This is a genomic window from Legionella lytica (genome assembly GCF_044626755.1).
Classification (GTDB): Bacteria; Pseudomonadota; Gammaproteobacteria; order Legionellales; family Legionellaceae; genus Legionella; species Legionella lytica_A.
This window is the reverse complement of sequence record NZ_JBGORX010000002.1, coordinates 535,310-545,140: the sequence shown is the minus strand read 5'-3', so window position 1 is coordinate 545,140 and position 9,831 is coordinate 535,310. Positions and strand designations below refer to the sequence as shown.

The following is a 9,831-nucleotide window of genomic DNA, read 5'->3' as shown; positions in this document are numbered from 1 at the left end:
CAGCAAAAGCAGGACCAGCAAAAGCAGGACCAGCAAAAGCAGGACCAGCAAAAGCAGGACCAGCAAAAGCAGGACCAGCAAAAGCAGGATCAGCAAAAGCAGGACCAGCAAAAGCAGGACCAGCAAAAGCAGGACCAGCAAAAGCAGGACCAGCAAAAGCAGGACCAGCAAAAGCAGGATCAGCAAAAGCAGGACCAGCAAGCTAAGAAAGACAGTAAAGCAGATAAAGAGAAACAACAGGCAAAAGAGCAATGGTTGCGCTTAATTCCTGATGATCCGGGCGGCTTACTGCGAGAAAAGTTTTTACGTGACCACTTAAGAAGAGAACGTGGATGGTATCAATGAAAAAATTAATAATAATTAGCTTATTTTATTTAATTCACAACCTAGCTCATGCCGAAATACAAATTCAAGTTGATCCCGCCGAGATCAACCAAGGCGAGCCATTCCGCTTATTATTAACGCAGCCTAGCCTGCAATCTGCCAATGGTATCCCTGACTTAACACCGCTGCGCAAAGATTTTATAATTTTGGGCACCGAACGTAGTGTTAATTACTCGGTGATCAATGGACAAACACAAGCTTCCAGTACTTGGGTTATCACTCTAAAGGCCAGAAAAGTAGGCCCGGTTACCATCCCCGCGATAAGAATGGGAACTGATCACAGCAGCCCATTAACAATTAATGTTTCGGCAGTAGACACCACGATACAAAGCAGCGCTAACGATCAACAACTGCAAGATATCTTTTTAACTACAGAAGTCAATGAAAAGAAACCTTATATCAATCAACAGATTACCTATAAAGTACGCTTATATAATTCCAAACAGCTCTTGGATGCTAGCTATCAAGGACCGAAGGTAGAGAATGCTTTGCTCATTCCTTTAGGCAATGATAAACGCTACCAAACGCAAAAGAATAATGTACCCTACCTGGTTGAAGAACAAAATTACGCTATTTTTCCGCAAAAAAGCGGCCCATTAACCATCTCCTCCCCCTCCTTCACCGCGCTGGTTTATGGTTTTGATCCCCAACGCATTAAAACCACGACCAAAGATATAACCTTGGATGTACAACCGGTTCCCGCACAATTCAGTGGGCAGACCTGGGTTCCTGCGAAACAAATTAAATTGAGTGATGCCTATGAAAATCCAGGGCAAAGCATAGACCAAGGCAGCACCTTAGTACGCACTATTACCTTAGAGGGGATTGGCCTTCCTGCGCAATTGCTACCGAGGCTGCATTTCGCAGACTCGGATGCCTTTAATGTCTACCCCGAAAAAGGTAAAGAACGAAATCAAGTGAATCAAGGTGAAATCGTTAGCCGCTCAGAAATTAAGATCACCTATTTATTTAATAAGAGCGGTAAAGTAATCATCCCGGAATTAAAACTTCCCTGGTTTAATACTGCAACAGGTAAAGAAGAGATTGCGGTTTTAGCACCACGCACCATTGACGTTGTGCCATCAAAAACGACAGCGGCCCATGCCTCAAAGCCAATCCCCGATACAGCAATTGCACCACCAATGCCTCCGGAAGCTTCAACATCATTAGCCGCTCCCGCGGCTAATCATAATTGGGCCTGGATTATCGCCGCCCTATTTGCCCTAGCCTGGTTGCTTACTTTAGGCCTGTGGACTTGGCAAAAGCGCAGCCGCGCTCCAGGAAAAGGAGCCTATAAACGCGCCTTACAGGCACTCCATGATGCCTGTCAGCACAATAACCCACAGCACTGTCGCGATGTCTTATTGAAATGGGCGAATCTACATTGGCCAGATGCATCCATATTAAACCTGGCAGATTTAATGCGCCTCTCAACGGATATGCAATTTAAAAAGCAGGTGCAGCTTTTATCACAAGCCTTATATCAAGAACGTGAGAAAGCAGCATGGCATGGGGATGAACTTTGGCGTAGTGTCAATCATCTCAAGCAGCCTTATGCTACTGCTAAAAATAAGACATCCAGCTTACCGCCGATGAACCCGGCTTAACCTGGATTATATTTATGAATGGTTGGCTGGACCATCCCAGCCGCAACCACCGTTGCTTGCCAAGTGTCGACTAGCGAAGAAATGCCAATATAATTTGCATGAGAAAGAAAAGTATAATAATTGCGGGGATCAAAAAGGTACTGCCGCGATTAATGGGCTTTTCGCCAGCATTAACATTCACACTAAAATTCCCAGGCGTTTTACTGTCATAAAAGGTATCTTTATCAACGACTATAGCCTGTGGAGGTAATTGCTCTGATTCGGTTTTAATTCGTGTGGTTTTCTTCACCGCGGTACCAATGGCTAAAAACTCAATCAAGCCATTACCCAACTGATAAACATAGGTTTTAACACCAACAACATCATCGGCTCCGATAGCCCGTGCCTCATCATTAATAAGGCCTAAAGCATTCTCCCGCGCAGCATAAATCATCCGGGTCAATTCATTAATTTCCCCTCTGAAAATTGACTTCAATGCCGAGGTAATACCACCCACAACACCAAGCGAATAGACGGAGGTTCCCAATATCAGCTTCATGGGAGCATAGCCCATACGTGCCATATTCCACATCTCAATGTTGGTCATATCACTGGTTACCACATCATTGCTGGCATCAGTGAGTAACTGCGGATTATGAGAGGCCGTGCCCAGCATCAGCATTTCACTTACCCCACCAAAGGGTAATACGGTAGTCTTGATTCCTAGTACCGCATTAGCGTGATGCTGTCGTGCATGATCAATGATACGCTTTAAAGCCAAGTGTCTGGTGTTATTAAAAATATCTGAATATTCCTTAATCTCACCACGACCTAAAGTCTTTAACCCGCCGAGTAGTCCACGGCCAATCCCCATAGAATAAGCCACGTTACCAAAAGCAAAACAAATAGGACGATATCCGGCATCAAGTTGTGCATATAATTCTTGGCCATCTGCAGAGGTGGTGAATTTGCTTTTATCCGCATCATTGCGGGCATGAATCACCGAGCCTATAGATAAAAACTCGACATTCGCCCCATGGAAAATAAGTTGACTGGTAACTCCAGTAATTCCCGTTGCTTGATTCCCCTCGGCTTCCTGAAGCATGCGTTGATAGGCGGTTTCCCGTCCTTCTTCAATCAGGGAGGTAATTTGTTGGAGCTCCCCGCCTAACATGGCCTTAAAACCAGAACCAATACTTCCGATAAAACCGAGTGAATGAACGCTGTTACCCACAACGATAGAGCCAGGTGCATAATTTTTAAGATCCAGACAAAATAGTTCATTGCCTGACAAGCCGGTAGTAATTGCCATGATATCAATCCTTGATCATTGTTATTTATTAAGTGTAGCTTGGTATTAATCTTTTGATTTTAAAATTAATTAGCGTCTCACACGTCCTGTATGGACACCACGATCAAGCCTCGGTCATTCATAAAGAGCATTGGGGAGAAGCACTTAGGGCGACGAATGACCTCTTCGCATACCATTAGCCATAAATTAAGGCTGTTCATAAAACTGTCAGGCAGACTGAAGTGTATGGCAGAGCAAAAACAAACTGTCGTACATAACCTACGACTTATAGAAAGTACTGATGTTATACCCTATGAATAGGCGCTGGGGGGAAGGAGTTACCCTTAATCGTACTCCCCTTCCCTCGTTCATTCACAACTAATACAAAAACGGGGTACGTTTTATTGTAAAAAAAGTGTATAATTGCTCATTTTGTTACACAATTAATGACCAGATTATGAATCTTGAAAAATTATATGATGTTATTGTCGTAGGTGGTGGCCATGCTGGCACAGAAGCAGCTCTGGCAGCAGCACGAATGGGAGCACAAACCTTATTACTGACCCATAATATGGATTTATTGGGACAAATGTCTTGTAACCCCGCAATTGGTGGCATTGGTAAAGGGCATTTAGTAAAAGAAATTGATGCGCTCGATGGTGCCATGGCGAAGGCAGCAGACCGAGCCGGTATCCAATTCCGTACATTAAATGCGTCTAAAGGCCCTGCAGTACGTGCTACTCGTGCCCAGGCTGACCGCGTTTTATATCGCCAAGCCATTCGTGAACAATTGCAATTACAACCAAATCTAACATTATTTCAACAAGCAGTTGATGATTTAGTCATTGAGGGTGGACGAATTACTGGTGTAGTAACCCAACTGGGTTACACCTTACGTGCCCGAGCCGTCGTGCTTACCGTTGGTACCTTCCTGGGTGGAAAAATCCACGTAGGGATGAGTCAAGCCTCCGGTGGCCGCGCCGGAGATCCTCCAGCTATTGCGTTGGCCCACAGCTTACGTGAGCTGGATTTACCGGTGGGTCGTTTAAAAACTGGAACCCCTCCACGTATTGATCGACGCTCACTTGATTACAGTCAAATGACAGAGCAACCCGGCGATACTCCACTGCCAGTATTTTCTTATATGGGCAGCGTGAGCGATCACCCACAGCAGGTTTCTTGCCATATTACGCATACCACTGAAGCCACTCATGAAATTATTCGTAACAATTTGCATCAATCGCCAATGTATGCTGGCGTCATTGAAGGTGTTGGCCCCCGTTATTGCCCTTCAATTGAAGATAAGATTGTGCGTTTTGCCGATAAACTATCGCACCAAATTTTCGTTGAGCCAGAAGGTTTAACCACTGAAGAAATTTACCCTAATGGTATTTCCACCAGCCTGCCATTTGATGTGCAAGTGCAATTTGTACGCACCATCAGAGGCTTTGAGAATGCACATATCACCCGCCCAGGTTATGCAATTGAATACGATTATTTTGACCCACGCGGCTTAACCTCCTTTTTGCAAACCAAGCCCATTGCCAATTTATTCTTTGCCGGACAAATTAATGGTACAACAGGCTATGAAGAGGCTGCAGCACAAGGCATCATCGCCGGCATGAATGCGGCCCTGCTCGTACAAGAAAAAGAATTATGGTGCCCACGTCGTGACGAGGCATACATCGGGGTGTTAATTGATGATTTAATTACCTGCGGCACTCAAGAACCCTACCGCATGTTCACTTCGCGTGCAGAATATCGCCTACTTCTACGTGAGGATAATGCCGATTTGCGTTTAACTGCTAAAGGCCGCGAATTAGGAATGGTTAGCGATGCGCGTTGGCAGCATTTTTCAAACAAGCGCGAAGCCATCGAATCAACACAAGCCCTGTTACACAATTCATGGGTGCGTGTAGCCCATAATGACTTATTTAAAGATGTACTGCAAAATCCGATGCAACATGATAATCGCGCTTCTGAATTTATTAAGCGTCCAGAAATCACTTACCAACATTTATTAATGCTGGAAGAGCTTGGCCTACCCCAGCTACCTACAGAAGTCAGTGAGCAAATTGAAATCCAAAATAAGTATGCTGGCTACATTGAAAGACAGCAGCAAGATATTGAAAAAATGCGCAAGCATGAACATACTGCGTTACCTGAAGCCCTTGACTACACAGAGGTAGTGGGATTATCAACCGAAGTTATTCAAAAATTATCGAAGATAAAACCCGCCTCATTAGCACAGGCTGGCCGTATTTCTGGAGTAACTCCAGCAGCCTTATCCCTATTACTCGTTCATTTAAAGAAACAACGGATTGAGGCATGAGCGAAGAATTAGCAATTAAACAATTACTTAAACAAGGGCTGATGCAATTCGGCCTAGAGGCAATTTGCGCACCATTATTAGATTATTTATTCTTACTTAAAAAGTGGAATTTAGCGTATAATTTGACCGCTGTCCGCGATCTAGAATCCATGGTCAACAAACATCTGTTAGATAGTCTGGCTATTGTACCTTGGGTACATGGTGAGCACATCATCGATGTAGGCACAGGCCCTGGCTTACCTGGGATTCCTCTAGCCATTGCACACCCAGACAAAAGTTTTGTTTTACTCGATTCTAATGGGAAGAAAACTCGCTTCCTTAACGAGGTAAAACGCCAGCTTGATTTAAAAAATCTGGAAATTGTACAAATTCGAGTCGAAAACTACCACCCGGCTCAAGGTTTTGATACAGTTATAAGTCGAGCGTTTAGCAGCCTTGCACAAATGATTCACTGGACAAAGCATCTCATAGCCGAAGATGGAATATGGTTGGCGATGAAAGGCCGTTATCCAGATGCCGAACTGCAAGAAATAGAGCAAAACTGCAAAGTAGAACACTATACTGTTGAAGGTGTTGAGGGTGAACGCTGCTGCGTGCTTATCGAAAACACAAAATCAAGGAACTAATATCATGGCGAAAGTCATAGCCATTGCCAATCAAAAAGGTGGTGTAGGCAAAACTACTACTGCCATTAATTTATCTGCCTCCCTGGCTGCGAATCGTCAACAGGTTTTATTGATCGATTTAGATCCACAAGGAAATGCAACCATGGGCAGTGGTGTTGATAAAAACCAATTGGTTCATACCACCAATGACGTCTTGCTGCATGACTGTCTGGCCGAGCAAGCCTGCCTGACAACCGCCTGCGGCTATGATTTGCTCCCTGGTAATGATGATTTAACCGTTGCTGAAGTGAGCCTCATGGAGCGTAATCACCGTGAGACGTTCCTCTATAAAGCCTTACAACCCTTACAAAGCAGTTATGATTATATCCTCATTGACTGCCCTCCTGCCTTGAATACATTAACTATTAATGCCTTCGTTGCAGCCGATTCAGTACTCATCCCTATGCAATGCGAATACTATGCTTTAGAAGGTTTAGCAGCGCTGTTATCGACCATTGAACAAGTTAAAGCCTCAGTGAATCCACGCCTGCATCTCGAGGGAGTACTACGAACCATGTATGATGCGCGTAATCGCCTGTGTTCCGACGTATCCAAACAATTAATAGAACATTTTCCCACCAAGGTCTATCGTACCGTAATCCCTCGCAATGTGCGACTGGCAGAAGCGCCTAGTCATGGCATGCCGGCATTACACTACGACAAAACATCACCTGGAGCTGCAGCCTATATGGTACTTGCTTCGGAGTTGATTAATAAACAGACCGTAACCGGATAATTGGGGTAATTTATGACAGTAAAACGTAGTGGTTTAGGGCGTAATCTCTCTGCCTTACTAAGCCAGCCCAATGGCAGCCTTTTAAATGAAAAACCACCCGCAGATAGCCTTAAGCTGGCGGTAAATTGCTTGCAACCAGGAAAATATCAACCACGCGGAGAAATGGAAGAGGCGGCGTTAACAGAGTTGGCCGAATCCATTAAAAAGCAAGGTCTTTTACAACCGCTGGTCGTACGCGAACTCAGCGATGGTCGTTATGAAATCATTGCCGGTGAGCGACGTTGGCGTGCCAGCCAGCTTGCAGGATTGACTGAAGTTCCTGTCGTTTTAAAGCAAGTTGATGATGAAACTGCAATGGCTATTGCCCTGGTAGAAAACTTACAGCGCGAAGATTTAAATGCTATGGATCAAGCACGTGCAATGCACCGGCTTACCAATGAGTTTTCTCTTACGCATCAACAAGTTGCCGATCTGCTGTCTAAATCACGTACGGCAGTGAGTAATTATTTACGCCTATTAGCTTTATCTACTGCGGTAAAAAAATTACTCGAGCATGGTGACATCGATATGGGCCATGCACGCGCGCTTCTCATGCTCGAAGAAGAGCAGCAAAATCAAGTAGCCCAGCTGATTGTAGCGAAAAATCTCTCTGTTCGTGAAACTGAAAAATTAGTTGAGCGGGTTAAAGCGGGTAAAGCTGCAACAGAGAACACGACAAGTAGTGAGCCCGTGGCCGTTCATTATCAAGAGCAGGTCAATCATTTAGCGCAACAATTAAAAACCACGATAAAATTAAAGCCTGGAAAATCAGGAAAGGGTTCGTTGGTTATTCATTATGATGGTGCCCATGATTTACAAAAAATAATGGAACAACTGCTAGGTTAAAATACAATCGGAAAAAGCACGTCATTCGATAGATGGCGTTGCTTATATAAAATTGGACGAATGCTTGGTGCCCACCTCTGAATATCTTATAGTTTATGTGTGGGATTGTGCTTTATACTTCCACATATGTTTACAGATTACTCACAGGCAACCATAGTTCAGGAATTACCACACAACCATAATATTAAAATGTGGCTTTATTTCCATTGGTTTTGTCAGCCTATGATGCAAAATCCTTAAAAATTGCCCACAGAAAATCCCTACTTAATTTATTTGAACTAGACTATAAAATAAGAGTTGTGATTTTTTCGTTTCGCACAAAATCAGGGAGATTGATGTGTTGATTCAGCCTGTAGAGCCCCTTTTTGTGGTGATAAAAATTGCTCAGGAAGATTATATGGGGCAAATGCTAAGTCTTTCTGATAGTGAATTAGAGCTAAAATGCAGCCATTATTTTGAAAAAGATACCTTGGTAACATTTCAAGGTAAATATTTCCGTGGACACGCAAGTATCCAGGAAATTACCCATGCGAAACTCCATTTTATTTATCATATGAATATTGAAGAGATCCAATTCCAGCCCGGTCTATTAATTAATACACGCTTATAGCGTAATTCCCCCATCTTGCATTCATTAATCCTGTAAAACAGAGTAAAGTTAACCTTTATAGTATTTAATGTGTAGGAACCGTAGTCCATGAATGCATCAGTAACAAACCCATCCAATTTAAGGTGGTTGAAAAGCTTACTGCCCCTAAGTCTCGGGGGTTTTAGTATTGGCATGACTGAGTTTCTAATGATGGGGGTTTTGCCTGATGTCGCAAATTCATTGTCGGTATCTATCCCTACCGCCGGTTACCTTATCGCCATTTATGCCTTGGGCGTAGTTATTGGGGCACCTTTAATGATTGCGCTGGCTAAAAATCATCCGCCGAAAAAATTTTTAGCCCTATTGATGCTTTTATTTGTGGTATTTAACATCTTATTTTCCATGGCGCCAACTTTTAGCTTGCTTTTAATTACGCGCTTTATGGCTGGTTTGCCGCATGGCGCTTTTTTTGGAGTTGGTGCGGTAGTTGCCACCCAATTAGCTAAGCCTGGGAAAGGGGCTAGCGCCGTTGCCATTATGTTTACGGGGTTAACCGTAGCCAATATTATTGGGGTACCCCTCGGCACCTTTATTGGACATCATAGCAGTTGGCGTATCGCCTACTGTATGGTGGCATCATTTGGATTAGTGACTCTATTTTCTGTGCTCAAATGGCTCCCAAACGTAACTCTAGAACAATCCGTTAATTTTCGCCAAAGCTTAACGATCTTTAAAGATATAGAAATATGGCTCATCATTGGTATTTCTGCAATTGGCACCGGGGGGCTGTTTGCCTGGATCAGCTATATTGCGCCATTGATGACCGATGTTAGTTTATTTTCTGCGGAGATGGTTACCTTCATCATGATGCTCGCGGGCAGTGGTATGGCGGTTGGTAATATCTTAGGTGGCCGCCTTGCCGATCGCTCATCGCCTTTGATGGTTACGGGAATGATGCTCTTGTTAATGATACTCTGTCTATTCACTGTTGCCATGGTTGCTGAACATAAGCTAGCAGCCCTAGTTATGACTTTTGTTACAGGTAGCGTCGCCTTTGCTGTAGTTCCTGCGATGCAAATGCTGATGATTCAGGCTGCTCACGGAGCAGAAATGCTGGCCTCATCGATAGTGCAAGCAAGTGCAAACATGGGTAATACTTTAGGTGCTTTTTTAGGTGGATTACCCATTGCGGCCGGTTTTGGCTATACCTCGCCAGAGTATGTTGGTATGGCTTTGGTTTTTGTGGGATTTGTATTGTGTGGATTGATTTGGCTGTTGCGCCTGGAGGCAGAGGGTGTGCCGGGGAAATCCTGATGTATTTGCGAACAGATTTGCTTGCCGCTTAGAGAAAACTGCTTGCTTG

General features: G+C 44.0%; 8 protein-coding genes and 1 pseudogene. 8 read left to right on the top strand and 1 reads right to left on the bottom strand.

Annotated features, from left to right (window positions below; all coding sequences use genetic code 11):
• Positions 1–345 (top strand): annotated as a pseudogene (locus ACD661_RS09595) (tetratricopeptide repeat protein); the annotation flags it as partial.
• Complete coding sequence (locus tag ACD661_RS09590; RefSeq protein ID WP_400187643.1) at positions 342–1,991, top strand: BatD family protein; 1,650 nt, start codon at positions 342–344, stop codon at positions 1,989–1,991. The pseudogene ACD661_RS09595 and the gene ACD661_RS09590, both read left to right, overlap by 4 nt.
• Positions 1,992–2,061: 70 nt before the next feature.
• Here ACD661_RS09590 and ACD661_RS09585 read toward each other — a convergent pair whose 3' ends face one another.
• Positions 2,062–3,282: a heavy metal-binding domain-containing protein gene (locus tag ACD661_RS09585; protein WP_400187642.1), complete on the bottom strand. Its 1,221-nt coding sequence runs from the start codon at positions 3,280–3,282 to the stop codon at positions 2,062–2,064.
• 436 nt (positions 3,283–3,718) lie between these two features.
• On the opposite strand from ACD661_RS09585, the gene mnmG reads away from it, so the two are divergent.
• The 6 genes from mnmG to ACD661_RS09555 all read left to right on the top strand — a co-directional run bounded on the left by mnmG (position 3,719) and on the right by ACD661_RS09555 (position 9,782).
• Positions 3,719–5,593 carry a tRNA uridine-5-carboxymethylaminomethyl(34) synthesis enzyme MnmG gene (mnmG, locus tag ACD661_RS09580; RefSeq protein ID WP_400187641.1) on the top strand — a complete coding sequence of 625 codons (1,875 nt, stop codon included), beginning with the start codon at positions 3,719–3,721 and terminating at the stop codon, positions 5,591–5,593.
• The gene (rsmG, locus tag ACD661_RS09575; RefSeq protein WP_400187640.1) at positions 5,590–6,219 is read left to right on the top strand and encodes a 16S rRNA (guanine(527)-N(7))-methyltransferase RsmG; all 630 of its coding nucleotides are present in this window, start codon (positions 5,590–5,592) and stop codon (positions 6,217–6,219) included. Before mnmG ends, rsmG begins: the two co-directional genes overlap by 4 nt.
• A gap of 4 nt (positions 6,220–6,223) precedes the next feature.
• Positions 6,224–6,994, top strand: a complete 771-nt coding sequence (locus ACD661_RS09570; protein ID WP_400187639.1) for a ParA family protein — start codon at positions 6,224–6,226, stop codon at positions 6,992–6,994.
• A gap of 12 nt (positions 6,995–7,006) precedes the next feature.
• The gene (locus ACD661_RS09565) at positions 7,007–7,879 is read left to right on the top strand and encodes a ParB/RepB/Spo0J family partition protein (protein WP_400187638.1); all 873 of its coding nucleotides are present in this window, start codon (positions 7,007–7,009) and stop codon (positions 7,877–7,879) included.
• Between the two features lie 337 nt (positions 7,880–8,216).
• Positions 8,217–8,489, top strand: a complete 273-nt coding sequence (locus ACD661_RS09560; protein ID WP_400187637.1) for a hypothetical protein — start codon at positions 8,217–8,219, stop codon at positions 8,487–8,489.
• An 87-nt stretch (positions 8,490–8,576) separates the two neighbouring features.
• On the top strand, positions 8,577–9,782 hold the full coding sequence (locus ACD661_RS09555) for an MFS transporter (RefSeq protein WP_400187636.1): 1,206 nt from the start codon (positions 8,577–8,579) through the stop codon (positions 9,780–9,782).
• Positions 9,783–9,831 lie beyond the last annotated feature (49 nt).

What these genes read in the sequence shown, in the direction of transcription:
- ACD661_RS09590 (WP_400187643.1), top strand. Translation starts at nt 342, where the DNA reads ATGAAAAAATTAATAATAATTAGCTTATTTTATTTAATTCACAACCTA.
- ACD661_RS09585 (WP_400187642.1), bottom strand. Translation starts at nt 3,282, where the DNA reads ATGGCAATTACTACCGGCTTGTCAGGCAATGAACTATTTTGTCTGGAT.
- mnmG (WP_400187641.1), top strand. Translation starts at nt 3,719, where the DNA reads ATGAATCTTGAAAAATTATATGATGTTATTGTCGTAGGTGGTGGCCAT.
- rsmG (WP_400187640.1), top strand. Translation starts at nt 5,590, where the DNA reads ATGAGCGAAGAATTAGCAATTAAACAATTACTTAAACAAGGGCTGATG.
- ACD661_RS09570 (WP_400187639.1), top strand. Translation starts at nt 6,224, where the DNA reads ATGGCGAAAGTCATAGCCATTGCCAATCAAAAAGGTGGTGTAGGCAAA.
- ACD661_RS09565 (WP_400187638.1), top strand. Translation starts at nt 7,007, where the DNA reads ATGACAGTAAAACGTAGTGGTTTAGGGCGTAATCTCTCTGCCTTACTA.
- ACD661_RS09555 (WP_400187636.1), top strand. Translation starts at nt 8,577, where the DNA reads ATGAATGCATCAGTAACAAACCCATCCAATTTAAGGTGGTTGAAAAGC.